Origin of the sequence: Pseudomonas sp. AS2.8 (genome assembly GCF_014190935.1) — a bacterium.
Lineage (GTDB): Bacteria > Pseudomonadota > Gammaproteobacteria > Pseudomonadales > Pseudomonadaceae > Chryseomonas.
On the sequence record NZ_JACHVV010000006.1, the window covers coordinates 102851 to 128863 of the forward strand.

Here is a 26013-nt window from a genome sequence, read left to right on the forward strand (position 1 = left end):
CAGCCCCTCGATACCCTCGGCCACCTCGGTGGCGATGCGGGCATTGCTTTGGGCAGAGCTGCGGATGGCTTCCACCTGCTGCAGGGCGCCCTGCATGGCCAGACTTTCGCCCTCGGCCTCCGCGGCGATGCCGGACAGGGCCTCCAGGCTGCGGGCCACCTCTTCGCGCTGACGCAGCGCGGCCGCTTCGGCGGTGGCGCTGCTGCCGGCCAGGCCGCGGATTTCCTCGCCGGTGCGGGCAGCGACGCCATGGGCCTCGCCCACCAGCGGCTGCAACTTGGCCAGGAAGCGATCGACCGCCCCACCCAGCGCCTGGATCTCATCGCCCTGCCCCAGCTGCAGGCGGCGGGTCAGATCGCCCTCCCCGGCCGCCAGATCGTCCAGCGCCCGCTGCAGCACGCCGATCCGGCGCAGCACCCGTCGCCCCAGCACCAGCGCCACGGCCACGACCATCACCACGCCAACCCCGATCAGCCCCAGGGCGATCTGCCAGCGCAGCGCGCCCGCCAGGACGGCAACCGTTTCACCGGCATTGCGACTCATGGCCAGGGCGGCCTGACGGGTACCTTCCAGACGTGTCGCCAGGGTCGCGGCACTGCCCTTGGCGGCGGCCGTCACGCTGCTGGAGACCAGACCGCCGGCGTCATCGATCAGGGTCTTGAAGCCCTGATCCAGGGCTGCGCCGGTACGCTCGATGACCTGGGTGGAAAAGCCCACCACCACCTTGCCGATTTCCACGCCGTTGGGACTGATGGAGGCATCCACACGATAGACCGAGGGATCCCGGGTCGCGGCATCCAGCACCTTGGCCAGGGCGCCCTCGCCCTGCCCCATGGCGAGCAGGCGCGCCACGCGCTCGTCCTGACGATTGAGGTAGCGGGTCAGATTCTGGCCCTGGGCATCCTGGAAGACCACGAACAGCACCTCGGGATTGCCCTGCGCCCGGCGCGCCAGGTCGGACAGCGCCGGGACATCGGCATCCCACATCGCCTTGGGCGCCACGCCCGCCAGCAACTCGGCCAGATTCTGCGCATTGCTCTTGAGGGTAGCGGTCAGGGTCTCACCCACCTGCTGCCGCTCGCGCGCCAGGCGTTGTGCAAGCCCCTCGGCCAGCCGCGTGCGGGTCTGCCCGGCCAGCTCGGCAAGACTGCCATCCACCTCGCCCCCGGCCTGGCGCAGGGTATCGGCGAGCTGCTCGGATTCACCGGACAGGCGCGCGGCCAGACCGGACTGCAACCCCTTCACCGCCTCCTGGGTCAGCCAGAGCGCCAGGCCCACCTGGAGAACGACGGCGAGCAACAGACTGATGAATACCGGCAACAACAGGCGGCTGCGCAGCAGCGACAAGAGAAACGACATGGGGGTCTCCAGCGGCGAGGGACATTTACAGGCTGTCGGCCAACTCGGGAAGAGCTGGAGCCTCAGCGATAAATAGTCATAGCAATATGCTGGCCATTTCGGACCAGCGGCCGTCTCCGGCCTACCAGCGTCTCTCGCACCCCGAAAACAGAAAAGCCCCGCAAGGCGGGGCTTTTCTGGCTGCATCCTTTTAGCGCATCAGGCGAAAGGATGGCGCAGCACGATGGTTTCCTTGCGATCCGGACCGGTCGAGACGATGTCGATCGGCGCCTCGACCAGCTCGGCGATGCGGCGGATGTAGGCCTGGGCGTTGGCCGGCAGCGCCTCGAGGCTCTGGGCACCCACGGTGGATTCGCTCCAGCCCGGCATCTCCTCGTAGACCGGCTGCAGACCGGTGTAGCTGTCGGCGTCGGTGGGCGCCTCGGTCAGCAGGTTGCCGGCGGCGTCCTTGTAACCGGTGCAGATGCGCACGGTTTCCAGACCGTCGAGCACGTCCAGCTTGGTCAGGCACAGGCCGGAGATGCTGTTGATCTCGATGGAGCGACGCAGGATGACGGCGTCGAACCAGCCGCAACGGCGCGGACGGCCGGTGACGGAGCCGAATTCGTGGCCCTGCTTGGCCAGGTAGGCACCGGTCTCGTCGAACAGCTCGGTCGGGAAGGGACCGGAGCCGACGCGGGTGGTGTAGGCCTTGGTGATGCCGAGGATGTAGTCCAGGTACAGCGGACCCACGCCGGAACCGGTCGCCACGCCACCGGCGGTGGTGTTGGAACTGGTGACGAAGGGATAGGTGCCGTGGTCGATGTCCAGCAGGGTGCCCTGGGCACCTTCGAACATCAGGTTCTCACCGGCCTTGCGCAGCTCGTGCAGACGGCTGACGACGTCCATGACCAGCGGCTGCATGACCTTGGCGTGCTCCATGGCCTCGTCGTAGGTCTTCTGGAAGTCCACCGGCGGCTCGTTGAAGTAGTTCTGCAGGACGAAGTTGTGGTAGTCCAGCACTTCCTTGAGCTTGACGGCGAAACGCTCCGGGTGGAACAGGTCGCCGACCCGCAGACCGCGACGGGCGATCTTGTCTTCGTAGGCCGGGCCGATGCCGCGACCGGTGGTGCCGATCTTGGCTTCGCCACGGGCCTTCTCGCGGGCCTGATCCAGGGCCACGTGATAGGGCAGGATCAGCGAACAGGCCGAGCTGATGCGCAGGCGCTCGCGCACCGGCACGCCGCGCGCTTCCAGCTCGCCGACTTCCTTGAACAGGGCTTCCGGCGACAGCACCACGCCATTGCCGATCAGGCACTGGGTGTCGGCGCGCAGGATGCCCGAGGGAATCAGCCGCAGGATGGTCTTCTGACCATCGATGACCAGCGTGTGGCCGGCGTTGTGACCGCCCTGATAACGCACCACGGCAGCGGCCTGGTCGGTCAGCAGATCCACGATCTTGCCCTTGCCCTCATCACCCCACTGGGTGCCCAGGACGACGACGTTCTTACCCATAACCTTATCCCCTGTCAGGAAGATTTCTGTCGGCCAGGCCGACGATGCTCACGTTCACCCGGATGCCAGATCCGGTGCTTAGGAATTCAAGGGCACCACGATCCAGGCGCCCTGTTGCTCGATCAGGCGACGATCGCAACCCGAGCTGTGCAGCTGGTCTGCGTCGTCATGAGCGGTGGCCTGGACCACCCGCTCGCCGGCGGCGCGCAATTCGCGCACGGCCTGCCAGAGCACCGGCGCATGACCAGCCGGCGCCCAGATGCCGCGACGCGGTTCTTCGAGCACGGCGGTGCCCAGCTCGACGAGGGTCTTCAGATCGGTGGAAAAACCGGTGGCGGGACGCGAACGCCCGAAGTCGGCACCGATGTTGTCATAGCGACCACCCTGGGCGATGGACTGCCCGGTGCCCGGCACGAAGGCGGCGAAGACCACTCCGGTGTGGTAGTGATAACCGCGCAACTCGCCCAGGTCGAAATACAGCGGCACGCCCGGGAAGCGTCCCTGGAGCGACTCGGCCAGGGCGATCAGCTCCTCCAGTGCCCGCAGGACAGCCGCGGGCGCACCCGCCAGGCGCTGCCGGGCCTGATCGAGCACCGTGGCATCGCCGCTGAGCTCGACCAGCGCCCGCAGCCAGCCGCGCTCGGCGACCGGCAGCTCGGCCGTCAGCTCGGCGATCTCGTCGACCGCCTTGCGCTGCAGGGCGTCGAACAGCTGCTGCTCGCTGGCGCCGGAGACGCCGGCCGCCTGGCATAGCCCGCGATAGATCCCCACGTGCCCCAGATCCATGTGGATATCGGGCACCTGGGCCTGCTCGAGCACATCGAGCATCAAGCTGATGACTTCCAGATCCCCTTCGCTGCCGGGCACGCCATAGAGCTCGGCGCCGACCTGGATCGGGCTGCGCGATGTGGAAAGAGCACGGGGACGGGTATGCAGCACGCTGCCGGCATAGCACAGGCGGCTCGGACCGCTCTGCTTGAGGCTATGGGCTTCCATGCGCGCCACCTGGGGCGTGATGTCGGAGCGGAAGCCCATGAGGCGACCGGAACTGGGATCGGTCACCTTGAAGGTGCGCAGCTCCAGTTCCTTGGCCGCGCCGGTGAGCAGCGATTCCAGGAATTCCAGGTGCGGGGTGATGACGAACTCGTAGCCCCAGCAATGGAACAGTTCCAGCACCCGGCGCCGAGCGCCTTCGATGCGCGCCGCGTCGGGCGGCAGGATTTCCTCGATACCGTCAGGCAGCAGCCAGCGGTCTACCGTAGCCATTAGGCCTCTTCTCCATGTCATGGATCGGCACGCGGCTGCCGAGGTCGGCGCAGTGGATTCCTGGAGAATCCTGCCGCCGGATCAAGCCGCTCTGCCGTGGATTGCTACCCGAATCAGCCAGGGCGTCGCCCTTCCACGGGTTTCGTACGGACGCAAAAAAGCCGGGGATGGCCCCGGCTGATTCATGATAACACGAAAAAATCGACGATCGGGGATGAACGACGAGCGAAGCCTAGCCGCCGCTCATCCCGGACCTCACTGCCCCGGGCTCTGGAAATACTTGAAGAAATCGCTCTTCGGATCCAGCACCAGGACATCGCTCTTGCTAGAGAAGCTGGAGCGATAGGCCTGCAGGCTGCGATAGAAGGAGAAGAACGACGGATTCTTCGAGTAGGCCTGGGAATACACCTGGGCCGCCTGGGCATCACCCTCACCGCGGGCCTGCTCGGCCTGGCGATAGGCTTCGGCCAGCAGCACGCGGCGCTGACGATCGGCGTCGGCACGGATGCCCTCGGCCAGTTCGCGACCCTTGGCACGGTGCTCACGGGCTTCCCGCTCGCGTTCGGTACTCATCCGCTCATAGACGCTGCGACTGACTTCCTTGGGCAGGTCGATGGCCTTGACGCGCACGTCCAGCACCTCGATACCCAGCTCCTGGTTGGCCATCTTGTTCAGCGCCGCGGTCAGCGAACCGACCATGGCATCCCGCTCACCGGACACCACCTCGTGCAGGGTGCGACGACCAAACTGGTCACGCAGTCCCGCTTCCAGGCGGCGCAGCAGGCGTTCGTCGGCGATCTGCTTGAGACCCGAAGTCGCGGTGTAGTAGCGATCGGCGTTGAAGATGCGCCACTTGGCGTAGGCATCCACCATCACCGCTTTCTTTTCCAGCGTCAGGAAACGCTGCGTCGGGGTATCCAGCGTCTGCAGGCGGGCATCGAACTTGCGCACCCGATTGACGTACGGGATCTTGAAGTGCAGACCGGGCTCCAGATTGGGCTCGACCACACGACCGAAGCGCAGCATTACTGCCCGCTCGGTCTCCTTCACCACGAACAGACTGCTCCAGGCGGCAAGGCCCAGAACGACCACGACGATCAGCGCGGCCAGCGATTTGTTGCTCATCAGCGGCTCTCCCTCGTACGCGCCTCGGTGGACTGCGGCAGATTGCGAATGACCGAAGCGGCCGTATCGCTCGACGCCGCCGGGGCAGCACCGCTGCTGATCGCCGAAGTCGGTGCCGGGGCACGGTTCTGCATCAGCTTGTCGAGCGGCAGATAGAGCAGATTCTGGCCGGCCTGACCGGTGATCATCACCTTGCTCGCCTGGCCGAGCACTTCCTGCATCGTCTCGATATACAGACGTTCGCGGGTCAGCTGCGGATTGGCCGCGTACTGGACCGCCAGCTGGCTGAAGCGCGAGGCATCACCCTGGGCACGTGCCACGACTTCGTCGCGATAGCCGTTGGCTTCCTCGATGATGCGCTGGGCAGCACCGCGGGCCTCGGGGATCACGCCGTTGGCATAGGCTTCGGCCTGGTTCTTCTCGCGCTGTTCGTCTTCACGGGCGCGGATCACGTCGTCGAAGGCTTCCTGAACTTCACGCGGCGCCGAAGCGCTCTGGATGTTCACCTGGGTCACGGTGATACCGGTCCCGTAGGTGTCGAGGAAACGCTGCAGACGTTCGCGGACGTTGGTGGCGACCTGCTCGCGGCCGTCGGTCAGCAACTGGTCCATGGTCGAGGAGCCGGCCACATGGCGCACCGCGCTGTCGGTCGCCTGCTGCAGGCTGACCTCGGGCTGGTCGACGTTGAGGACGAAGTCCTTGAGGTTGGTGATGCGGTACTGGACGGTCAGCGGCACCTCGACGATGTTTTCGTCCTGGGTCAGCATGGCGCCCTGCTTGCTGTAGGCCCGCTCACGGGTGACGTTTTCCTGGTACTTGGTCTCGAAGGGCGGGAAGTAGATGTTCAGGCCAGGGCCTACCGTCTCATGGTATTTGCCCAGACGCAGCACGACCGCCTGCTCCTGCTCGTCCACGACGTAGACGGCGTTGTACAGCCAGAGAGCACCGACCAGCAGTACGCCCAGGAGCAGCAGGCCCTTGCCACCGCCCGAGCCGAAGCTGTCGCCACCGCTGCCGCCGGAGCGCTTCTTGCCGCCGACCAGGCGGTTGATGCGATCCTGAAACTTACGCAAGGCTTCGTCGAGATCCGGCGGCCCCTTGCGTCCACCATTGCCGCCACCGTTGTTGTTGCGGCCGCCCCAGGGGTCTTGATTGTTCGAGTTGCCACCGGGCTCGTTCCAAGCCATAGCGCTCTCCCTACTGATAACGCGAAAACGCGCCGAAATGGCGCGCCGACCAATGCTACCGGATGGTCCCTGCCCGAACAAAAGCGCCGAGCGGGGGTTTATTGCAAAACATGTTGCTGGATAAAGACTTCCGGTTCTTCACCGGCCCGGCTGAGCAGTCGATTGAGTTCGGCGCGGGGTACTCGTACAGACAACAGGATGTTGCCTTCGTCATCATGATCGTCCTGGCGAACCACACCCAGGTCGAACAGCTGAGCGCGCAGTCGGGCATGTCGCTGGGGCAGGCGCAGCACCCCGACGAAGAGATCCTCGCCGAGCAATTCGGCGACGGCCTGCCCGACCAGCTCGAGACCGCGACCTTCACGCGCCGACACCCAGACCCGGATCGGCCGTCCGGTTTCGTCGTCGCGCTGGATGTGCGGCTCGACCCCGTCGAGCAGATCGAGCTTGTTGTAGATTTCCAGCATCGGCAGCTCATCGGCGCCGATCTCGTGCAGCACCGCCTCGACCTGCTCGATCTGCAGCTGGCGATCGTCCTCATGGGCATCGATCACGTGCAGCAACAGGTCGGAGTTGCTGGATTCCTCCAGGGTCGCGCGAAAGGCCTCGACCAGCTTGTGCGGCAGATGGCGGATGAAGCCCACGGTATCGGCCAGCACGATCGGCCCCAGGTCCGGCAGCTCCAGACGGCGCAGAGTGGGATCGAGGGTGGCGAACAGCAGGTTGGCCGCGTAGACGCCGGATTCGGTGAGACTGTTGAACAGGGTGGACTTGCCGGCGTTGGTGTAGCCGACCAGGGACACCGAGGGGATCTCGGCACGGCGGCGCCCGCGACGGGCCTGCTCGCGCTGGCTGCGTACCTTGTCCAGGCGCTGGCGGATCTGGCGGATGCGGATCCGCAGGAGACGACGGTCGGTTTCCAGCTGAGTCTCACCCGGACCGCGCAGACCGATACCACCCTTCTGACGCTCGAGGTGAGTCCAGCCGCGTACCAGCCGCGTGCTCATGTGCTCGAGCTGGGCGAGTTCCACCTGCAGCTTGCCCTCGTGGGTACGGGCGCGCTGGGCGAAGATATCGAGAATGAGGCCCGTCCGGTCGAGGACGCGGCACTCGAAGGCTTTTTCGAGGTTGCGCTCCTGACTGGGCGTGAGGTCATGGTTGAAGATGACCAGATCGGCGGCATGGGCGTGCACCTGATCGTGCAGTTCCTCGACCTTGCCGGTACCTATGAGATAACGCGCCGTCGGCTGGCTACGGTTCACCGTGACGAAAGCCACGGTCTCCGCACCCGCCGATCGCGCGAGTTCGAGGAACTCCTGAGGATCTTCGCGCGCCTCGGGATGCAGGCCTTCCAAATGGACCAGAATGGCCCGCTCACCACCTTCGTGACGCTCGAAGAACAACAGGGCGCTCCTCTTGTTATTTATTCGCTATCCGACTCGCTCGTCTCGGAGCTCGGCAGACGGACCGGGCGGCTCGGCACCACGGTGGAGATTGCATGCTTGTAGACCATCTGGCTGACGGTGTTCTTGAGCAGGATCACGAACTGGTCGAAGGACTCGATCTGACCCTGCAGCTTGATACCGTTGACGAGATAGATGGAAACCGGAACGCGCTCTTTACGCAGGGTGTTCAGGTAAGGGTCTTGTAGCGAATGCCCTTTCGACATCGTGTCGCTCTCCTAAGGAAATGAAAATACCGATCTGGCGACATGCCAGTTTCCGCTGCCCACCATGGACACGCGGACAAAAACGATTCAGCTGTGGGGCGATATGGTGTCACCGGCCAGGCATTTCAAGATCCGCGGCAGATTGTCACAAGCCAGGCTGTCGAAGGTGTGCGCGGCGGGCCAGCCACGCAACCAGGTCAACTGCCGCTTCGCCAATTGCCGCGTCGCCGCAACGCCACGCGCCACCATCTCTTCCCGCGTGCAATCCCCTTCCAGGAACTCCCACACCTGACGATAGCCTACGGATCGCATGGACGGCAGACCAGGATGCAGATCGGGACGTTCCCGCAAGGCTGAAACTTCGTCGATGAAGCCCTGTTCCAGCATCAGATCGAAGCGCTCGGCGATACGTGCATGGAGCACCTCACGCCGACCGGGCGCCAGGATCAATTGGGCCACAGTATAGGGTAATTGCGTCTGGGGCGCGCCGTTCGAATCGGCATTGGCGCTCATTTGCAGCGCGCGATGCGCGGTCATCGACTGGCCGCTGACGCGATACACCTCGAGGGCGCGCAGGAGGCGCTGGGGGTCGTTGGGATGGATGCGCGCGGCCGACACCGGATCGACCTCGGCCAGTTGCCGATGGATCTCGCCCCAGCCCGCCGTGGCCGCCAGCGCCTCGATCTCGGCCCGCACCCCTGCATTGGCACCGGGCATGTCGGCCAGGCCTTCGAGCAGAGCCTTGAAGTAGAGCATGGTGCCACCCACCAGCAGGGGGATGCGCCCGGCCGCGGTGATCTCGGCCATGGCCGCCAGGGCATCGGCACGAAATTCGGCGGCGGAATAGCTCTCGGCGGGATCGCGGATGTCCACCAGCCGGTGCGGATGGGCGGCCAGCAGCTCGGCGTCGGGTTTGGCGGTGCCTATGTCCATGCCGCGATAGATGAGCGCCGAATCCACGCTGATCAACTCGACGGGCAGCAGCCGTGCCAGCTCGATGGCCAGGTCGGTCTTGCCGGAGGCGGTCGGCCCCATGAGGAAGATGGCGGGCGGCAGGGGGGCGGTCATGAGGGATTCTCGAAGGGCGCCGCGCAGGACGCGGCGGGGCGGTCAGCGGCCGCGCAGGAAGAGTTTGTCCAGGTCGTCCAGGCTGAGCTGGGCCCAGGTGGGCCGACCGTGGTTGCACTGGCCGCTGCGCTCGGTGGCTTCCATGTCGCGCAGCAGGGCGTTCATCTCCGGCAGGGTCAGCCGCCGGTTGGCGCGTACCGAGCCGTGGCAGGCCATGGTGCCGAGCAATTCGTTGAGGTGCGCCTGGATGCGATCGCTGGTGCCATAGTCCAGCAGGTCGGCCAGCACGTCCTGCACCAGCCGCGCGGCCTGGGCCTGCTTGAGCAGCGCGGGGATCTGCCGGATGGCCAGGGTCTCGGGGCCGAGCCGCTGCAACTCGAAACCGAGGCGCTCGAACCACTGACCGTGCTCTTCGGCGCAATCGGCTTCGCGTTCGCTGACCGCCAGGGATTCCGGCACCAGCAGCGGCTGACCGCGCAGGCCTTCGCTGGCCATGGCCACCTTGAGACGCTCGTAGGTGATGCGCTCGTGGGCGGCGTGCATGTCCACCAGGATCAGGCCCTGGGCATTCTCGGCGAGGATGTAGATGCCCTTGAGTTGCGCCAGGGCATAACCCAGCGGCGGCACGTCGCCCTGCTCCGCCGGCAGGGAGGCGGCTTCGGCACCCTCCGGCAGCGGCGCGAAGAAGGCCTTGTAGGCGCTCTGCACCTCGGCCACCGGGGCACCCGCATAGGGCTGCGGAGTGGGACTGTAGTGCGCGGCGCCACCCGACCCGCCGCCACCGGCGAAGGGCTGGGCCGGCGGCGCGGGGCTGTCATGCAAGACGGCGGCGGCCAGGCGCATCTCGCCCTGGGGACCGAATTCGCCAGCGGCCGGACCGCTCAGCGGCGCCGGCGCCGTGGGCGCCACCACGGCGAGCTGGTCGTCCGGACGGATATCGCCGAGGGCGCGGTGCAGGGTGCCGTAGAGGAAGTCATGCACCTGGCGGCTGTCGCGGAAGCGCACCTCGTGCTTGGTGGGATGGACGTTGACGTCCACCACCGCCGGATCCACCTCCAGGAACAGTACGAAGGCCGGGTGGCGGCCGTTGTAGAGGACGTCGCGATAGGCCTGGCGCACCGCGTGGGCGACCAGCTTGTCGCGCACCATGCGGCCGTTGACGTAGAAGTACTGCAGATCCGCCTGGCTGCGCGAAAAGGTCGGCAGGCCGACCCAGCCCCACAGGCGCAGGCCGTTGCGCTCGTGTTCCAGCGGCAGGGCCTGCTCGAGAAAGGCCGGACTGCAGACCGCGCCGACCCGCCGCCCCTGGCTCTGCGGATCGCCCGCCGGATGCAGGGCCAGCACGCTCTTGCCGTTGTGGCGCAGATGAAAACCCACGTCGAAGCGCGCCAGCGCCAGGCGCCGCACCACCTCCTGCAGGTGATCGAATTCGGTCTTTTCGGCGCGCAGGAACTTGCGCCGCGCCGGGGTATTGAAGAACAGGTCGCGCACTTCCACCGAGGTGCCCTGGGGATGGGCGGCGGGCTGTACCCGCGGCTGCATCTCGCGGCCCTCGGTCTCCACCTGCCAGGCCTGGTCCTCGCCCTGAAAACGCGAGGTCAGGGTGAGGCGCGACACCGAACTGACCGACGCCAGCGCCTCGCCGCGAAAGCCCAGGCTGGTGACGCTTTCCAGTTCGTCCAGGTGATAGATCTTGCTGGTGGCATGGCGCGCCAGGGCCAGGTGCAGGTCATCCGGCGGGATGCCGTGGCCGTCGTCGCGGATGCGCAGCAGCTTGACCCCGCCCTGCTCCACCTCGATGTCGATGCGCCGGGCACCGGCGTCCAGGCTGTTCTCCAGCAGCTCCTTGGCCACCGAGGCGGGTCGCTCGACCACCTCGCCAGCGGCGATCTGGTTGGACAGCCGCGGGCTGAGCAGCTGGATGCGCCGGGGTTCAGTCATTGCTGGCCGCCAGTTCGTGGGTGGGGATGGTGAGGACCTGACCGGAGCGGATGCGATTGCCGCGCAGCCCGTTGGCGGCGCGCAGGGTCGAGAGGTCGACGTCATAGCGACGGGCGATGAGACTCAGGCTTTCGCCGGGTTGCACCCGGTGCTGATCGAAGCCGCGCACGCTGCCGACCTTGTCGCCCCGCTGCTCGCGCTGCCAGGCCAGGTAGGTGCCTGGCGGCGGACGGTGCTGGAAGTACTGCACGATACCGGCCTGGATCTGCCGGGCGAGCAGCCCCTGGTGCGCCGGACTGGCCAGCTTGGCCGACTCGTTGGCATTGGTGATGAAGCCGGTTTCCACCAGGATCGAGGGAATGTCCGGCGATTTCAGCACCATGAAGCCGGCCTGCTCAACCCGCGTGTGCAGCAGCTTGGTGGCGCGCCCGACCTGGCCGAGGATGGTCTGGCCGACCTCCAGGCTGGAGGCCACGGTGGCGGTCATGGACAGGTCCATGAGCACCCCGGCGAGCATGGGATCCTTGTTGTCCAGGGCATCGGACACCCCGCCGACCTGGTCGGAGCGGTTTTCCGCATCGGCCAGCCAGCGCGCCGCCTCGGAGGTGGCGCCGCGCTGGGACAGGGCGAAGACGGTGACGCCCTCGGCGCTGGCGCTGGGCGCCGAGTCGGCGTGAATGGAGATGAACAGGTCGGCGCCCTTCTTGCGGGCGATGATCTGCCGCTGGCGCAACGGGATGAAGTAGTCGCTGGTGCGGGTCAGCTCGGCGCGAAAGCCCTTCTGCCGATTGAGATTGGCCTGCAGCTGCTTGGCGATGGCCAGCACCACGTTCTTCTCGTACAACCGACCGCGGCCGATGGCGCCCGGATCCTCACCACCGTGGCCGGGATCGATCACCACCACCACGTCGCGCTTGCCACTGGGGCTGGACGGCAGGCGGGTCGCCGGCTGGGCCGGGGTCACCGGGGTGGCCGGCAGATTGGGCGTGACGGTGGCGGGAATATCGCTGGTGGCAGGATCGGTGCCCTGGTCATAGAGATCGACCACCAGGCGATTGCCGTATTCCTTGTTGGGCGCCAGGGTGAAACTCTTGGGCGTCAGGGCGCCCTTGGTGTCCAGCACCAGGCGCACCTCGCCCGGCGAGCGCTGGGCTGCCCGCAGGCCGGTGATGGGGGTGTTGCGCAGCGGCTTTTCGTTCAACCCACCGTCGAGCTGCGCGCCGGACAGGTCGATGACGATGCGATCCGGGGCACTGAGGGTGAAGACGCTGGCCTTGACCGGGCCGGTCAGATCGAACACCAGACGGGTATTGTCGGGCGCGCGCCAGACGCGCATGCCCTTGATCTGGGTGGCGGCCAGCAACTGACTGCTGAGAATCAACAACAACAGGCCGAGTCCCGACCTGAAAAAACGCTTGCGCATGCCTGCGACCGTATAGCTGGAGAACGAGGGATCGGCGCCTAGGGCGCGAGGGCGGCGCACCAGGCCTCGCCGTGAACGCCATGACTAGTCAGGCGCAGATCACGGCCGTCGGCGCGTGGCGTAATGGTAATGTCCAGGTCCGGCTTTGGCAAAAAGCCCTGACCGCGCTCGGGCCATTCCACCAGGCACAAGGCCTCGGGTGTGAAGTAGTCGCGAATCCCCATGAATTCCAGTTCTTCCGGATCGGCCAGGCGGTAGAGGTCGAAATGGTAGACCGCGCCCCTGGCCAGTTCGTAGGGCTCGACCAGGGTGAAGGTGGGACTCTTCACCGCCCCGGTGTGGCCGAGACCGCGCAGGATGCCCCGCGACAGGGTGGTCTTGCCGGCACCCAGATCGCCGTGCAGATAGAGCACGCCACGACCGCCGCTGGCCTGGGCCAGGCGGGCACCCAGGGCATACATGGCGTCTTCGTCGGCGGCGTGCAGGGTCAGTTCAGGCATGGCTGGAGTTCCTCGAGCAACTGGCGGGCGACCGGGGGCAAATCGCTGGCGGCGAGACCGCGGCCCTGGCGACCCAGCTCGGCGCCGGCACGGCCGTGCAGCCAGGCGCCCAGGCAGGCGGCCTCGAAGGGGGCCAGCCCCTGCCCCAGCAGGGCGGCGATGATACCGGTGAGGATGTCCCCCAAGCCACCGGTAGCCATCGCCGGATGCCCCTCGCCGCACAGCGCCATGCGGCCGTCCGGGTGGGCGATCAGGGTACCGAAGCCCTTGAGCAGCGCCACGCCGCCATAGCGCCGCGCCAGTTCGCGGGCGCTGCCGGGGCGATCAGCCTCGATGTCCTTGATCGAGACTTCCAGCAGCCGCGCCGCCTCGCCCGGATGGGGCGTCATCACCCAGGGCCCGCGCGGCGCCTGGACCACCCCGGCGGCCAGCAGGTTGAGGGCATCGGCGTCCCAGACCTGGGCCGCGTCCAGCGTCGCGGCGGCACTGGCCAGCGCCCTGCCCCAGGCGCCCTGCCCCAGGCCCGGCCCGACCGCGAGCACATCGGCCTTCTTGGCCAGTTCCAGCACGGCGAAACTGGAATGCACCCCGGCGACCATCACCTCCGGCCGCCGCGCCAGCACCGCGGTGACATTGGACGGCCGGGTCGCCAGGCTGAGCATGCCGGCGCCGCAGCGCAGCGCCGCCTCGCTGGTCATGATCGCCGCGCCGCCGGTGCCTTCGTCGCCGCCGATCACCAGCAGATGGCCGTATTGCCCCTTGTGCGCATTGAGCGGGCGCGCCGCCAGACGCGGCAGGTTGCCGGGTGCCAGGCGCTGGGCGGTGGCATGGGCGGGATTCTGCGGTTCCTCCATCAGCGGCTCGAACACCAGACTGCCGACGTGATCCGGGCCCTTGCCGGTGAACAGTCCGAGCTTGAGGCCGATGAAGGTGATGGTCAGATCGGCGCGCACCAGAGCACCCGCCGCAGCGCCGGTGTCGGCATCCAGACCGGAGGGGATGTCGATGGCCACCACCGGCAATTCGCTGGCGTTGATCCGCTCGATGGCCGCGGCATAGGGCTCGCGGGCGGCGCCCTTGAGCCCGGTGCCCAGCAGGGCATCGACCACCAGCCCCTCCAGCGGGGCGTCCGCGCGCCAGGGCTGGATGTCCACGCCGGCGGCCAGGGCCTCGGCATGGGCCAGGGCGGCATCGCCCTGGAGTCCGGCCGGTTCGGCCAGATGCCAGACCCGCGCCTGCCAGCCGGCCTTGCGCGCCAAGGCAGCGACCAGATAGCCGTCGCCGGCATTGTTGCCACCGCCGGCCAGCACGCAGAGGGCACCGGCATGGGGCCAGCCGTGGCGCAACGAGCGCCAGGCCGCGGCCGCCGCGCGTCTCATCAACTCGAGACCGGGCAGACCGCCGGCGATCAGTTGGGCGTCGAGATCCCGTACCTGCTGGGCGCTGTAGAGCTGGAACGGCAGTTCGTCGTGCATGCTGGGAAAGCCTCCGGAGTCTGGCAAAATAGGCGGCCCTCCTGCCTGTGCGTTCCCGTCGATGTCCGCTGTCGCTCTCGATCTCGCCGCCCTGGCCGACCTCATCAAGACCTGGGGTCGGGAATTGGGCTTTCAGCAGACCGGCATCGCCGGCCTGGATCTGGCACGTCACGAGGAACATCTGGAGCGCTGGCTGGCCGCCGGTTTCCACGGCGAGATGGACTATATGGCCGCGCACGGCAGCAAACGTTCGCGACCGGCCGAACTGGTCCCGGGGACCCTGAGGGTGGTTTCCCTGCGCATGGACTACCTGCCTGGCGACACCCGCATGAGCGAGCGCCTGGCCGATGGCACGGCCGCCTACGTTTCGCGCTACGCCCTGGGCCGCGACTACCACAAGCTGATCCGCAAGCGCCTGCAACAGCTGGCCGAGCGCATCCAGGGCGAGATCGGCCCCTTCGGCTATCGCGCCTTCGTCGACAGTGCGCCGGTGCTGGAAAAGGCCATCGCCGAACAGGCCGGCCTGGGCTGGATCGGCAAGAACACCCTGGTGCTCAATCGCAAGGCCGGCAGCTGGTTCTTTCTCGGCGAACTCTTCGTCGACGTGCCCCTGCCGGTGGATGAACCCACCCCACGCGATCACTGCGGCACCTGCCGCGCCTGCCTGGACATCTGCCCGACCAGGGCCTTCGTCGGCCCCTATCAGCTCGACGCCCGACGCTGCATTTCCTACCTGACCATCGAGTTCAAGGGCAGCATTCCGCCGGAGCTGCGCCCCTTGATCGGCAACCGGGTCTTCGGCTGCGACGACTGCCAGTTGGTCTGCCCCTGGAACCGCTTCGCCAAGCCCACCGCCGAAGGCGATTTCCAGCCCCGTCACCGCCTGGACAGCGCCAGCCTGGCCGAACTGTTCCGCTGGACCGAAGCCGAATTCCTCAGCCGCACCGAAGGCTCACCCCTGCGCCGCGCCGGCTACGAGCGCTGGCTGCGCAATCTGGCGGTCGGCCTGGGCAATGCCCCCACCAGCATCCCGGTGGTGGAAGCCCTGAAGCTGCAGCGCGAGCACCCCTCGCCCCTGGTGCGCGAGCATGTGGAATGGGCGCTGCAGCGGCACGCGGCAAGCTAGGCGCTCAGGGCCCTACCGTGGTGTAGGGGATCGGCGCCCACCAGCTGCCATAGGGCACGCCGTACTTGTCGATATAGCGCTTTACCACCGGCGACAGCGGCCGGTACTTGCCGTTGGATTTGCCACCATAGGGCCCCTTGGGCTCGATCTCGGCCTGGAGGGTCAGGACCTCGATGGGATCGAGGCAGGGGCCCATGATCCAGACCTTGACCACCCCGCCGGGCGCCAGGCCGATGGTGAGGTCCTTGCGATAATCCGAGGTGCGGCCACTGACAGGACACTCGGCTGGCAGGCGTTCGACCATTTTTTTCCTAGCCCAGACTGGGACGGCGAATACCACCTGATAGGTTTGAGGCTCAATCATCGATTGCCAGCGCAGCGCTACCATATAGGGCAGATCTAGCCCGGTCATGTAGAGGCCTTTGCCCGATCCGATTCTTCTAGGCCAGCCCTTAGCATTCGCCGACAGACTCGCGGGCTGTCCCATGGCAACCACGCCACCCATGGCATTGGGAAAGAAGCGACCGTCGATGTCGCTGACATTGGCCAGCTCCAGCCAGACCTCCATATAATTGGGTGCCAGAAAACCCAAGTACCAAGCATCGTAAGGAAGCTCAGGCTTAGGTGCGGCGCTGGATTGGCAGCCAGCCAGGCCGATCGCGAGAATAAGGCACAGCAGCCAACGGCTCATTCGGGGTAGCCTGCTTGGGGACGGTTGGGATAGACGTTGCGGCGACCAGTCGCCGTAGGGGCATTGACGAAGAAGATGGCCAGATCACTACGGTCTTTACCCAATAGTGCGTTCCAGTGAGCGGAAAGATGCACATAGCGACCGAACAGCAGGCGAGCCTCGGCCTGACCCATACGTAGCGAGGCACCCTGGGCGCTGGCTTGCAGCTTGGCAGCGATATCCTGCAATTCATCGGGCAGGCGCAGCTCAGGATCAGCCTCATCAATGGCCGACAAAAGCACGCCATTGGCGACAGCGATACGATGCATCATGCGCAAGTAGACCAAGGACAGCTCCCCACGGACCCGCCGCTCAAGGCGAATCGCAGCTGTCACATCGGTTGCCGGTAGCTCGCTGCGGATACGTGGCACGTTATGGCGCCAGGTTTCTATCCTCAGCTTGGTGGAGCCGGGGTCAAACCAGGGAGCTCGTTGCAGCTGCGTCAGCTCAAGCTGAGCCTGGCGATAACTCGAGGCGGCTTGGCTATCGGTACCATAGCGTTCGCGCGAGACACGCGGCCGGGTCAGTAGCAGGCGCTCGGTCATCTCGGGCGCATAGCCACCTCCCAGGTCGGCATGGGCGCCTGGGAGGGTAATTTCCTGATGCTGGGGCAAGACACTGGTGAGGGCGAAGTTGCGCCGATATTCGTCATGGGCGACCAGATGCACCACCTTGTCGGCACACCCTGCCGGCAGATAGAGATTGACACCGGGGTTGGCGATATTGGTCGGGGTAAAGTCGCCACGCCTGGGGTCCGCTACCGCCGTTACGGTATCGAATAGTCCGATGAAGTTGAGCCTGACCTTGGCGCTTTGCCACGAAAAGCACTTGGCCAAACCCGTCGCAGCAATACCGCCACCGGCCTTGAGCACCTCGTTGGCGAAGTGGCGTGCAGCCGCGGCGCCGCGGCTAAAGCCAGAAACATCGAACTTGATGGCTTCAACGACGACATTGGGATTGATGCGCTTGAATTGATCGTAGCGCTCACCGAACGCGACTGGAAAGGTCTGAACGCACCCCAGCAAACCACTGGCACCCAAGCCCGTCCCCATGGACAAAGCACTATCGGGTTGTCCGGCTCGAGTGCCGATACCTTCGATATAGACCGGAATAGCCGCTGACTTTTCATCCTGCTCGACGGCACGCTGAGTATCGTCCTGATAGAGCCGATACAACCGCACGATGTTCGTATCGGCATTGGCATAACTGCTGTCCGGATTGCCCATGAACGCCTGGCAGTGCCGAGCAATGCTCTCAGCTTGATCGGCATCAAACCCCTGCTCTTCCGCCCGGCAGGCAGCGCCGGTGGCGGCGTTGAAGAGGTTGTTGCCGGTGCCGTCGAAGAAGACGCCGATGCGCAGGGTAATGCGCTGTTCTATCGGCCGCTCCGCCTGTTCGGCGACTTCATCCCTGGCGACGGGCGCGCCGTCCGGGCGCCTGGCGGGCTCCTCGATACCCTGTCGTTCCCGGTCGCGTAGCGCCGAAGGCTTGCCCTGCCCCGGTGCCAAGCCGGTAGTGCCTGCATGGCTTGCGCAGGCGCCCTTGGTCGCGCCGCCTGCGTCCAGGCCGATGATGACGCTACCCGAGCCGCCGATCACCACGCCGCCATGGCTGGTAAGGCTGCCGAGCACTGCCGCAGGCCGGCCGTTGATCAGGACGTTGGGGATGACCGCGGCGCTCAGGACCGCGCCACAGCCGCAGGCATGGCCGAGGGTCACGGCGGGCAGGCCATCGAAGGTGACATCGGCGGAACCCTGGATCAGGGCAGTGGAACCACATTTGGGGCAGGCGACGGCGTCGCCCAGGCGAGCAGCGGGCTTTCCAGACATGACCGATCTCCCTATCGGTAACTGGGGCCTGAAAAATGCCGCACAAAAGGCTCTAGGACAAGCCTTTCAGCGCAAAACCGGGCAAATCTTCACTGCCTCAGCCGTGGGGATCGTCCGGATAGGTGAAGGTCGGCATCTGCCAGTTGAATCTCAGCGCCAGCAGGCGCAGCAGCAAGCCCGCGGCCAGGGTGATGAGCAGCGCCTGCTCTTCGCCGAGCCAGGGGCGGCAGAGGAGGTAGCAGCCGGCGGAGAGTACCGCCACGCTGGCATAGAGCTCGCGCCTGAGGATCAAGGGTACGTCGTTGCAGAGGATGTCGCGCAGGATGCCGCCGCAGGTACCGGTGAGGGTGCCGCTGACGATGACGATGGCCGGACTCAGGCCCATCTCCAGGGCCACCTGGCAGCCGATCACGGTAAAGGCCACCAGGCCCAGGGCGTCGAGCACCAGGAACAGCCGGCGCAGATAGCGCATGACCCGCGCGATGGCCACGGTGGCGAGGCCCGCGCCGACGGTGAGCGCGAGGTACTCGGGGTGCTTCACCCAGCCCAGCGGATAGTGCCCCAGCAGGACATCACGCACCGAGCCGCCGCCCAGGGCGGTGACGCTGGCGATCAGCGCCACGCCGAACAGGTCCATGCCGCGGCGACCCGCGGACAGGGCACCGGTCATGGCCTCGGCGGTGATGGCGACCAGGTAGAGGATGGACAGCAGCACGGACGGGTGGCCGTCAGACCTTGATGAAGTGCTCGCGGTAGTGACGCAGCTCGGCGATGGAATCGCGGATGTCGTCGAGCGCCAGGTGGCTGCCACTCTTCTTCACGCCGTCGCGTACATGAGGCGCCCAGCGCGCGGCCAGTTCCTTGAGGGTGGAGACGTCCAGGTTGCGGTAGTGGAAGTAGGCTTCCAGCTCCGGCATGCGGCGATAGAGGAAGCGGCGATCCTGGCAGATGCTGTTGCCGCAGATCGGCGACTTGCCCTTGGGCACCCACAGCCGCAGGAAGTCCAGGGTCAGGGCCTCGGCCTGGGCGGTGTCGACGGTGCTTTCACGTACCCGCTGGGTCAGCCCCGAGCCGCCGTGCTGGCGGGTGTTCCACTCGTCCATGCCGGCCAGGATCTCGTCCGACTGGTGGATGGCCAGCACCGGGCCTTCGGCCAGCACATTGAGATCGCTGTCGGTGACGATGGTGGCCATCTCGATGATCACGTCCCGATCCGGATCCAGGCCGGTCATTTCCAGGTCGATCCAGATCAGGTGCTGCGGATTGGGGGCGGTCATGGCGAACTCCTTGATGATGGCACCAGTGTAGCAGCGCGCCTGCCGCGCACCTACCGGCGCCAGAGCAGCAGCCGGCTGCCGCGCAGGTCCCCCACCTCCAGCACCCGATCCGCCGGTTGGTCGGGAATCTCGAAGGTGTTGCTGATCAGCCAGCTGCCGGCGCGTTGCTCCGTGCGGGCCTTGTCGCCCAGGCGCGGCATGGGCGCCGGCGAGAGAAAGCAGTAGACGACGTCGAATTCGCCCAGCTCCACCCGCCAGAGGTCGCGATAGCGCACCTGGCAGTTGCGCCGTGGCAGGCAGCGCAGCCAGGCCAGGGCGAAGCTCAGCGGCGCCGTCTCCACGCCGACGAAGGTGGCCTGTGGAAAGCGCCGGGACAGATCGACCAGGGTATCGCCCAGGCCGCAGCCCAGGTCGACGAAGCGAAAGGTCGGCTCGCGCTCGGCGAGCAGTTCGGCCAGCCGCTCGCGGGTCTGGCGGCCGGTGAGATAGAGCGGCACCCGCTCGCGCAGGCTGTTCCAGTTCAGCAGCAGGAGCAGCAGGAAGCCGAGCGCGGCGATGCCCGCCGAGAGCCCGCGACCGCTGACCAGGTAGAGCGCCGGAGCGAACAGCAGATTGATGAACACCCACCAGCGGGCGAGTCCTAGCAGCTCGCCCAGCAGGGCCGCCAGTACCGCCTGCAGGCAGACCAGCGCCAGCAGCGAGGAGCGCTGGCCGGCGAAGCTGGCCCACAGGCGGATGCCGACGACGGCGACCACCAGGGCGGCCAGTTGCACCAGCACGGCCAGCAACAGCGGATAGCGCGAGGCGAGATGGGCCAGCATGGGGGCTCCGGAGCGACGAGGTACGCCAAGTTTAGGTAATCCGCGAGAGGCGGCCAATGCTAGACTCAGCGGTCCTGAAACCCGCGGATATCCCATGGCCAAACGCCACTTGACCCGTCGCCAGAGCTGGCGGATCGAAAAAATCCAGACCGAACGCGCCGCCCGCGCGGAAAAGCGCGAATCCAAGCTGATCGACGAACTCGAAGGCGGCGATCTGGGACCGGAGCAACAGGGCCTGGTGATCGCCCACTTCGGCGTTCAGGTGGAGGTCGAGGATGACGAAGGCCAGCTGCAGCGCTGTCACCTGCGCGCCAACCTGCCGACCCTGGTCACCGGCGACCGGGTGGTGTTTCGCGCCAGCCTCCAGGGCAATGGCGTCATCGTCGCCCAGCTGCCGCGGCGCTCGGAGATCTGCCGGCCGGACATGCGCGGCCTGCTCAAGCCGGTGGCGGCCAACGTCGACCGCCTGGTGATCGTCTTCGCCCCGCTGCCCACGCCCCACGCCAACCTCATCGACCGCTACCTGGTGGCCGCCGAGCATGCCGGCATCCAGCCGCTGCTGCTGCTCAACAAGGCCGACCTGATCGACGCGCACAACGGCCCGGCGCTGGACGAACTGCTGGGCGTCTACCGCGAGCTGGACTATCCGCTGCTGGAAGTCTCGGCCCACAACGGCCTGAGCATGGACCAGCTCAAGAGCGAGCTGGACGAGCATGTCAGTGTCTTCGTCGGTCAATCGGGGGTGGGCAAGTCGTCGCTGGTGAACGCCCTGCTGCCGGGCGTCGATACCCGCGTCGGGCCGCTGTCCGAGCTGACCAACAAGGGCACCCACACCACCACCACCGCCCGGCTTTTCCACTTTCCCGATGGCGGCGACCTGATCGACTCGCCCGGTATCCGCGAATTCGGCCTCAGCCACGTCAGCCGTGACGACGTCGAAGCCGGCTTCAAGGAATTCGGCGACTACCTCGGCCACTGCCGCTTCCGCGACTGCAAGCACGAGCGCGAGCCCGGCTGTGCCCTGCTCGCCGCCCTGGAGCGCGGTGACATCCACCCGCAGCGGATGGCCAGTTACCGGCATATCCTGGCCAGCCTCGAAGGCGAGTCGCGCTACTAAGAGCCTGTTAAAAGGCTGCTGCGCGTCGGCCAGACAGCGTTGGAAAGACCTTCGGAATGCTCATTTACCTTTTGTAAACTCCGCTTCCTCAGGTCTTTCCGCCTTGTTTGGCTCTAGCTCGCAAGCCTTTTAGCAGGCTCTAAAGAAAACGCCGGGCAAGCCCGGCGTTTTCTTACAGCAGTCGACGACCGTCAGCCAAAGACGCGGAAGCGCTCGGCGTCGTCCATGAAGCCCTTCTCCGGGAAGTCGCCTTCGTTGGAACCGAAGGGCATCTGGGCGCGCAGGTGCCAGGTCTCCGGCAGCTTCCACTCGGCGGCGGCCAGGGCATCGGGCAGCGGATTGTAGTGCTGCAGGCTGGCGCCGATGCCGGCGTTGGCCAGGGCCGTCCACACGGAGAACTGGGCGATGCCGCTGGCCTGCTCCGACCAGATGGGGAAGTTGTCGGCGTAGGCGGGATACTTGTCCTGCAGGCCGGCAACCACATGCCGATCCTCGTAGAACAGCACGGTGCCGGCGCCGGCCGCGAAGCTGTTGATCTTGCCTTCGGTGGCGGCAAAGGCGTCGGCCGGCACGATCTGCCGCAGCGCCTGCATGACGAAGCCCCAGAACTTGTCGCTCTCGGCGCCGAACAGGATCACCGCGCGCGAGCTCTGCGAGTTGAAGGCGGAGGGCGACAGCTTGACCGCGTCCTGGATCAGCGCGGTGACCTGGTCCTGGGCCAGCGGCAGATTCTTGCCCAGCGCGTACTGGCTGCGGCGGCGCTTGATGGTGTCGATAAAGGCGTTGCTCATCGGGAGGCTCCTGCAAGGGAATCGGAGATCGGGAGACCGCGCGCGAGGGCGCAAGGTGCCCGATCCGGCATGAAACCCCTGCAGCTTAACCAGCCATGCCCAGGCCAACGGACGAAAAAACCGAACGCTAGCAGCGAATTTTCCTATCGATCGCCGTGGCCGTTCAGGGCTTGCCCTGGATGACGCCGGCGTCGAAGGCATTGACCTGCTGCTTGAAGGCCGCGTTGTTGATGGGTTGCGCCAGGTTGCTGGTGGCGCTGACGCCACCACTGGAGACCCCGCTCCGGCTGGCCGCCGGTGCGGCGCTAGCCGCGGGCTTGGGCGCCTGGTTGCCGCCGGCGCGGCCCTCGATGGCCTGCTGGGCCTTCTTGGTCAGCACGATGATGTCGATGCGGCGGTTGACCGGATTGAGCGGATGCTCGCGATCGAAGGGGGCCGAGGAGGCATAGCCGACGATTCGCGCCACCTGCTCTTCCGGATAGCCACCGGCGACCAGCGCCCGACGTGCGGCGTTGGCGCGACCGGCGGACAATTCCCAGTTGCTGAAGTCGCCCTTGCCGTTGTAGCGCGCCGCGTCGGTATGACCGCTGATGCTGATCTTGTTCGGCACCTGGCGGATGGTGTCGGCCATGGCCAGCAGGATGTCCTCGAAATAGGACTTCAGCCGCGGGCTGCCGGAGTCGAACATCGGCCGGTTGTCGGCATCGACGATCTGGATGCGCAGGCCGTCCTGGGTGATCTCCAGCAGGATCTGGTCCTTGAATTTCTGCAGCTCCGGATTCTGCTCGATCTTGTTCTGCAGTTCCTGCAGCAACAGCTCCAGGCGCTCCTTGTCGACCTGCTCGGCGATCTTTTCCGCCTGGCTCGGATCCATCTTCGCCTGGCTGGCATCCTTCTGCTGCTGGGCGGCGTCGTTGGGCTGGCGCTTGTCGGACGGATCGGGCGCCTGGGTGGGGTCGGGCGTGACGCGGTTGGAATCGTTGGGGTCGGCACGTTCCTGCATGTCCGGATTGACCTTGTTCTGGGTCGAATCCGGTTGCGCCTGGATCTCGGGATTCAGGGTGCGGTCGGGCGCCGGCGTCGGGGTGCCGCCCAGGTCGATGACATAGGGGCTGGCACTTTCGGTGAAGCCGATCGGATCCTGGAAGTAGCCGGCGATGGCCTTCTTCTGCTCCGGGGTGGCCGAGGACATCAGCCAGAGCACCAGGAAGAACGCCATCATGGCGGTGGCGAAGTCGGCGAAGGCGATCTTCCAGGCGCCGCCGTGGTGGCCGGCGGCGCTCTTCTTGATGCGCTTGACGATGATCGGCTGGTTGTTGTCCATCAGCTGCCCCGCATCGCCTGCTCAAGCTCACTGAAGGACGGCCGGTGCGCCGGGAACAGCACCTTGCGGCCGAATTCCACGGCGACGGTGGGCGGCATGCCGCTGGCAGCGGCGACCAGACAGGCCTTGATGGCCTCCAGCACATTGAGTTCTTCCTTGGCATCGTGCTCCAGGCAGGTCGCCAGCGGACCGAAGAAGCCGTAGGCGGCGAGAATACCGAGGAAGGTACCCACCAGGGCCGCGCCCACGTGGCCACCGATGGCCGCCTGGTCGCCCTCGCCGAGCATGCCCATGGTGATCACGATACCCAGTACCGCGGCGACGATGCCGAAGCCGGGCAGGCCGTCGGCGACCCGCGATACCGCGTGGGACGGATGCTCCAGCTCTTCCTTGATGCCGGCCAGCTCCATGTCGAAAAGGCCTTCCAGCTCGTGGGGGGCCATGTTGCCGGAGGACATCAGCCGCAGGTAGTCGGCGACGTAGGCGGTCATCCGCTCATCCTTGAGGATGTTCGGGTACTTGCTGAAGATCGGACTGGCCTTGGGATCCTCGACGTCCGCCTCGATGGACATCATGCCCTCGCGCCGGCTCTTGTTGAGGATCTCGTAGAGCAGCTTGAGCACGTCCAGGTAGAAGGCGTGGGTGAAGCGATTGCCAAACATCTTCAGCGACTTCTTGAACACCTGCATGAAGGTGCTGCCCGGGTTGGCCTGCAGGAAGGCCCCCAGGGCGGCACCGCCGATGATCAGGACCTCGAGCGGCTGGATGATCGCAGCGATCTTGCCATGCGCGAGGATGTAGCCGCCGAGGACAGCCGCGAATATCACGATGATGCCGATGATTTTTGCCATGGTTGGGAATACTGTGTGCTAAGGAAAATTGAGCCGGGGATCTGCCCTCACGTCCCCTTTATCGGACCCGGCGCCCCGGACTGAAGGCCTTTCATCAAATTTCAAGGCGACCGTCGTATGTCCAGCCGCCCGAACACCGTCGAAGACTGGGTCAAACACCTGGAAGGCGTACGCCTGCCGGTGGCCACCGCCACCGCGGAGCGTCTGCGCCGCGCCCTGGCCGATGGCCGTCTGGCGTTGCATGAGATCGCCGAACGGCTCTGCGAGTCACCACCCCTGGCGCTGGCCCTGCTGCGCGAGGCCAATCGCGGCCATGCCAGCCTCGGCGATCCGGCCGCCAGTCTGGAAGCCGTGCTCGGCCGCGTTGGTCTCGGGCCGGCGGAGTACCTGATCGCCCGCCAGCCGACCCTGCCCGAGGAGCGCCTGCCGCGTCCGCTGCGGCAACTGTGCCTGGTCAGCCAGCACGCCATGACCCTGGGGCTGGGCCTGTTCGGCGTGCCCCTGGCGCGGCTGTGGCCGGACATCCGCCTGGCCGCCCTGCTCTTTCTGGCGCCCCTCTGGCCGCTGGCGACCCGTTATCCGGAACTCTTCGAGGAATGGGAACGGCGGGTGCTGGGCGAAGGCGAACCGGCGCTCAAGGTCGAGCGCGAACTGCTCGGCGTGCCGGCGATCCGCCTGTGCCAGGCGCTGGCCCGTCACTGGCAGCTGCCCGAGTGGATCGTCGAAGGCTATCGCCTGCTGGACCAGGATCGCCGGCAACTGGTCAGGGCGCTGCACATCGCCCATGGCGACGATCCCCTCGAACAGCAGCAGCGCCTTGACGACGACCCCGTTCTGCGGCGCTGGCTGACCCATCCCGGCAACACCATCCTCTTGGCCAACGGCCTGGCGCTGGCCAGCCACCATGCCTGGGACGGCCCCCACACCCTGCGCTGGCAGCGTTTCAGCGCCCTCTACCTGCAACTGCCGCTGGCACGAGTGCAGAGTCGCAGCCATGAACTGGCGGTGCAGGACGCCCAGCGCCATGCCCGGCCCGGCCTCTGGCACCCGGCCGAAGGCCTGGTCTGGCCACCGGGCGAACGGCGCCTCAAGCCGGCGCCCCGGGTCCAGGTCGCCAGCGAGAGTCAGGCCCAGCGCTGGCGCGGACTCTGCGAACAGCTGTTGCACACGCCCAGCGCCTTCGCCACCCTGCCCCAGTTGTTCGATTGCGCCCGCCAGGCGCTGGTGGCCTGCGGCCTGCCGCGGCTGCTGCTGCTGACCCCGGATCGCAACGGCCAGAAGGGCAATGTCCAGCTGCACCATGGCCTGGACGACGCCCCCGGTCTGCAACTGGACATTGCCAGCCACCCGCTGCTGGCCAAGCTGTTCGGCAGCCCCGGCCAGTTGCGCATCGATGACGACAACCGAGCGCGCTTCGCGCCGCACCTGCCCGCCGATCTGCGCCGGCTGTTCAGCAACGAGCGGCTGTGGCTGCGCAGCCTGGGCTTTGGCGAACGGGTGGTGCTGGTGGCGATCCTGGACAGCGAACTGCAGCCGGCGGATCCGCGGCGTAGCGCCGCGCTGGACAAGACCTTCACCTGCATCGAGCGCGCCATCGGCACCTTCGCCAATCGTCCGCGGGTACGACCGACCTGACGCTG

At 66.5% G+C, this 26013-nt stretch carries 22 protein-coding genes and 1 pseudogene; 3 read left to right on the forward strand and 20 right to left on the reverse strand.

The genetic code is table 11. The features are described from left to right. Positions 1-282: 282 nt before the first annotated feature. The 12 genes and pseudogenes from FHR73_RS22975 to FHR73_RS21540 all read right to left on the reverse strand — a co-directional run. Positions 283-1545: pseudogene (locus FHR73_RS22975) on the reverse strand (HAMP domain-containing protein); the annotation flags it as partial. A gap of 12 nt (positions 1546-1557) precedes the next feature. Further along, entirely contained in the window at positions 1558-2853 is a 1296-nt protein-coding gene (locus FHR73_RS21490) for an adenylosuccinate synthase (RefSeq protein ID WP_183633931.1), read from the reverse strand. Between the two features lie 78 nt (positions 2854-2931). Next, positions 2932-4119, reverse strand: a complete 1188-nt coding sequence (locus FHR73_RS21495) for an ATP phosphoribosyltransferase regulatory subunit (protein ID WP_183633933.1) — start codon at positions 4117-4119, stop codon at positions 2932-2934. A gap of 255 nt (positions 4120-4374) precedes the next feature. After that, the gene (gene hflC, locus FHR73_RS21500; RefSeq protein WP_017642910.1) at positions 4375-5244 is read right to left on the reverse strand and encodes a protease modulator HflC; all 870 of its coding nucleotides are present in this window, start codon (positions 5242-5244) and stop codon (positions 4375-4377) included. Further along, the gene (gene hflK, locus FHR73_RS21505; RefSeq protein ID WP_183633935.1) at positions 5244-6431 is read right to left on the reverse strand and encodes an FtsH protease activity modulator HflK; all 1188 of its coding nucleotides are present in this window, start codon (positions 6429-6431) and stop codon (positions 5244-5246) included. The genes hflC and hflK overlap by 1 nt, the downstream gene beginning before the upstream one ends. 98 nt (positions 6432-6529) lie before the next feature. Further along, on the reverse strand, positions 6530-7834 hold the full coding sequence (hflX, locus tag FHR73_RS21510) for a ribosome rescue GTPase HflX (RefSeq protein ID WP_183633944.1): 1305 nt from the start codon (positions 7832-7834) through the stop codon (positions 6530-6532). Between the two features lie 20 nt (positions 7835-7854). Beyond that, positions 7855-8100, reverse strand: coding sequence for an RNA chaperone Hfq (hfq, locus tag FHR73_RS21515; protein WP_007161156.1), 246 nt, complete (start codon positions 8098-8100; stop codon positions 7855-7857). 87 nt (positions 8101-8187) lie between these two features. Further along, entirely contained in the window at positions 8188-9168 is a 981-nt protein-coding gene (gene miaA, locus FHR73_RS21520; protein ID WP_183633946.1) for a tRNA (adenosine(37)-N6)-dimethylallyltransferase MiaA, read from the reverse strand. A gap of 42 nt (positions 9169-9210) precedes the next feature. Next, entirely contained in the window at positions 9211-11109 is a 1899-nt protein-coding gene (mutL, locus tag FHR73_RS21525) for a DNA mismatch repair endonuclease MutL (protein WP_183633948.1), read from the reverse strand. Then, positions 11102-12532, reverse strand: coding sequence for an N-acetylmuramoyl-L-alanine amidase (locus FHR73_RS21530; protein ID WP_183633950.1), 1431 nt, complete (start codon positions 12530-12532; stop codon positions 11102-11104). The genes mutL and FHR73_RS21530 overlap by 8 nt, the downstream gene beginning before the upstream one ends. Before the next feature lie 38 nt (positions 12533-12570). Then, a complete protein-coding gene (tsaE, locus tag FHR73_RS21535; protein ID WP_183633959.1) occupies positions 12571-13032 on the reverse strand; it encodes a tRNA (adenosine(37)-N6)-threonylcarbamoyltransferase complex ATPase subunit type 1 TsaE in 462 nt (153 codons plus the stop codon). After that, complete coding sequence (locus FHR73_RS21540; RefSeq protein WP_183633961.1) at positions 13020-14507, reverse strand: NAD(P)H-hydrate dehydratase; 1488 nt, start codon at positions 14505-14507, stop codon at positions 13020-13022. Before FHR73_RS21540 ends, tsaE begins: the two co-directional genes overlap by 13 nt. Before the next feature lie 61 nt (positions 14508-14568). Between FHR73_RS21540 and queG the strand changes: the two genes are divergently transcribed. Next, positions 14569-15633 (forward strand): tRNA epoxyqueuosine(34) reductase QueG, encoded by a 1065-nt coding sequence (gene queG, locus FHR73_RS21545; RefSeq protein ID WP_183633963.1) that lies wholly within the window; start codon positions 14569-14571, stop codon positions 15631-15633. A gap of 4 nt (positions 15634-15637) precedes the next feature. On the opposite strand, the gene FHR73_RS21550 is transcribed toward queG, so the two are convergent. From FHR73_RS21550 to FHR73_RS21570, 5 genes are all read right to left on the reverse strand, one after another. Next, on the reverse strand, positions 15638-16324 hold the full coding sequence (locus FHR73_RS21550; protein ID WP_183633965.1) for a DUF2931 family protein: 687 nt from the start codon (positions 16322-16324) through the stop codon (positions 15638-15640). Next, a complete protein-coding gene (locus FHR73_RS21555; RefSeq protein ID WP_183633967.1) occupies positions 16321-18192 on the reverse strand; it encodes a PAAR domain-containing protein in 1872 nt (623 codons plus the stop codon). The genes FHR73_RS21550 and FHR73_RS21555 overlap by 4 nt, the downstream gene beginning before the upstream one ends. A gap of 97 nt (positions 18193-18289) precedes the next feature. Further along, positions 18290-18904: a trimeric intracellular cation channel family protein gene (locus FHR73_RS21560; protein WP_042137396.1), complete on the reverse strand. Its 615-nt coding sequence runs from the start codon at positions 18902-18904 to the stop codon at positions 18290-18292. A gap of 16 nt (positions 18905-18920) precedes the next feature. Further along, positions 18921-19469 carry an oligoribonuclease gene (gene orn / locus FHR73_RS21565; RefSeq protein WP_183633969.1) on the reverse strand — a complete coding sequence of 183 codons (549 nt, stop codon included), beginning with the start codon at positions 19467-19469 and terminating at the stop codon, positions 18921-18923. Between the two features lie 50 nt (positions 19470-19519). Continuing rightward, complete coding sequence (locus tag FHR73_RS21570; RefSeq protein WP_183633970.1) at positions 19520-20290, reverse strand: class I SAM-dependent methyltransferase; 771 nt, start codon at positions 20288-20290, stop codon at positions 19520-19522. Positions 20291-20384: 94 nt separating this feature from the next. Between FHR73_RS21570 and rsgA the strand changes: the two genes are divergently transcribed. Next, positions 20385-21407, forward strand: a complete 1023-nt coding sequence (gene rsgA, locus FHR73_RS21575; RefSeq protein ID WP_183633971.1) for a small ribosomal subunit biogenesis GTPase RsgA — start codon at positions 20385-20387, stop codon at positions 21405-21407. Between the two features lie 191 nt (positions 21408-21598). Here rsgA and FHR73_RS21580 read toward each other — a convergent pair whose 3' ends face one another. From FHR73_RS21580 to motA, 3 genes are all read right to left on the reverse strand, one after another. Then, entirely contained in the window at positions 21599-22198 is a 600-nt protein-coding gene (locus FHR73_RS21580) for a nitroreductase family protein (protein ID WP_183633972.1), read from the reverse strand. Between the two features lie 163 nt (positions 22199-22361). Then, a complete protein-coding gene (locus tag FHR73_RS21585) occupies positions 22362-23522 on the reverse strand; it encodes a flagellar motor protein MotB (protein ID WP_183633973.1) in 1161 nt (386 codons plus the stop codon). After that, positions 23522-24373: a flagellar motor stator protein MotA gene (gene motA / locus FHR73_RS21590; protein ID WP_017642892.1), complete on the reverse strand. Its 852-nt coding sequence runs from the start codon at positions 24371-24373 to the stop codon at positions 23522-23524. Before motA ends, FHR73_RS21585 begins: the two co-directional genes overlap by 1 nt. Before the next feature lie 117 nt (positions 24374-24490). On the opposite strand from motA, the gene FHR73_RS21595 reads away from it, so the two are divergent. Next, the gene (locus tag FHR73_RS21595; protein ID WP_183633974.1) at positions 24491-26008 is read left to right on the forward strand and encodes an HDOD domain-containing protein; all 1518 of its coding nucleotides are present in this window, start codon (positions 24491-24493) and stop codon (positions 26006-26008) included. Positions 26009-26013: the final 5 nt, after the last annotated feature.

What these genes read in the sequence shown, in the direction of transcription:
- FHR73_RS21490 (WP_183633931.1), bottom strand. Translation starts at nt 2,853, where the DNA reads ATGGGTAAGAACGTCGTCGTCCTGGGCACCCAGTGGGGTGATGAGGGC.
- FHR73_RS21495 (WP_183633933.1), bottom strand. Translation starts at nt 4,119, where the DNA reads ATGGCTACGGTAGACCGCTGGCTGCTGCCTGACGGTATCGAGGAAATC.
- hflC (WP_017642910.1), bottom strand. Translation starts at nt 5,244, where the DNA reads ATGAGCAACAAATCGCTGGCCGCGCTGATCGTCGTGGTCGTTCTGGGC.
- hflK (WP_183633935.1), bottom strand. Translation starts at nt 6,431, where the DNA reads ATGGCTTGGAACGAGCCCGGTGGCAACTCGAACAATCAAGACCCCTGG.
- hfq (WP_007161156.1), bottom strand. Translation starts at nt 8,100, where the DNA reads ATGTCGAAAGGGCATTCGCTACAAGACCCTTACCTGAACACCCTGCGT.
- miaA (WP_183633946.1), bottom strand. Translation starts at nt 9,168, where the DNA reads ATGACCGCCCCCCTGCCGCCCGCCATCTTCCTCATGGGGCCGACCGCC.
- mutL (WP_183633948.1), bottom strand. Translation starts at nt 11,109, where the DNA reads ATGACTGAACCCCGGCGCATCCAGCTGCTCAGCCCGCGGCTGTCCAAC.
- FHR73_RS21530 (WP_183633950.1), bottom strand. Translation starts at nt 12,532, where the DNA reads ATGCGCAAGCGTTTTTTCAGGTCGGGACTCGGCCTGTTGTTGTTGATT.
- tsaE (WP_183633959.1), bottom strand. Translation starts at nt 13,032, where the DNA reads ATGCCTGAACTGACCCTGCACGCCGCCGACGAAGACGCCATGTATGCC.
- FHR73_RS21540 (WP_183633961.1), bottom strand. Translation starts at nt 14,507, where the DNA reads ATGCACGACGAACTGCCGTTCCAGCTCTACAGCGCCCAGCAGGTACGG.
- queG (WP_183633963.1), top strand. Translation starts at nt 14,569, where the DNA reads ATGTCCGCTGTCGCTCTCGATCTCGCCGCCCTGGCCGACCTCATCAAG.
- FHR73_RS21550 (WP_183633965.1), bottom strand. Translation starts at nt 16,324, where the DNA reads ATGAGCCGTTGGCTGCTGTGCCTTATTCTCGCGATCGGCCTGGCTGGC.
- FHR73_RS21555 (WP_183633967.1), bottom strand. Translation starts at nt 18,192, where the DNA reads ATGTCTGGAAAGCCCGCTGCTCGCCTGGGCGACGCCGTCGCCTGCCCC.
- orn (WP_183633969.1), bottom strand. Translation starts at nt 19,469, where the DNA reads ATGACCGCCCCCAATCCGCAGCACCTGATCTGGATCGACCTGGAAATG.
- FHR73_RS21570 (WP_183633970.1), bottom strand. Translation starts at nt 20,290, where the DNA reads ATGCTGGCCCATCTCGCCTCGCGCTATCCGCTGTTGCTGGCCGTGCTG.
- rsgA (WP_183633971.1), top strand. Translation starts at nt 20,385, where the DNA reads ATGGCCAAACGCCACTTGACCCGTCGCCAGAGCTGGCGGATCGAAAAA.
- FHR73_RS21580 (WP_183633972.1), bottom strand. Translation starts at nt 22,198, where the DNA reads ATGAGCAACGCCTTTATCGACACCATCAAGCGCCGCCGCAGCCAGTAC.
- FHR73_RS21585 (WP_183633973.1), bottom strand. Translation starts at nt 23,522, where the DNA reads ATGGACAACAACCAGCCGATCATCGTCAAGCGCATCAAGAAGAGCGCC.
- motA (WP_017642892.1), bottom strand. Translation starts at nt 24,373, where the DNA reads ATGGCAAAAATCATCGGCATCATCGTGATATTCGCGGCTGTCCTCGGC.
- FHR73_RS21595 (WP_183633974.1), top strand. Translation starts at nt 24,491, where the DNA reads ATGTCCAGCCGCCCGAACACCGTCGAAGACTGGGTCAAACACCTGGAA.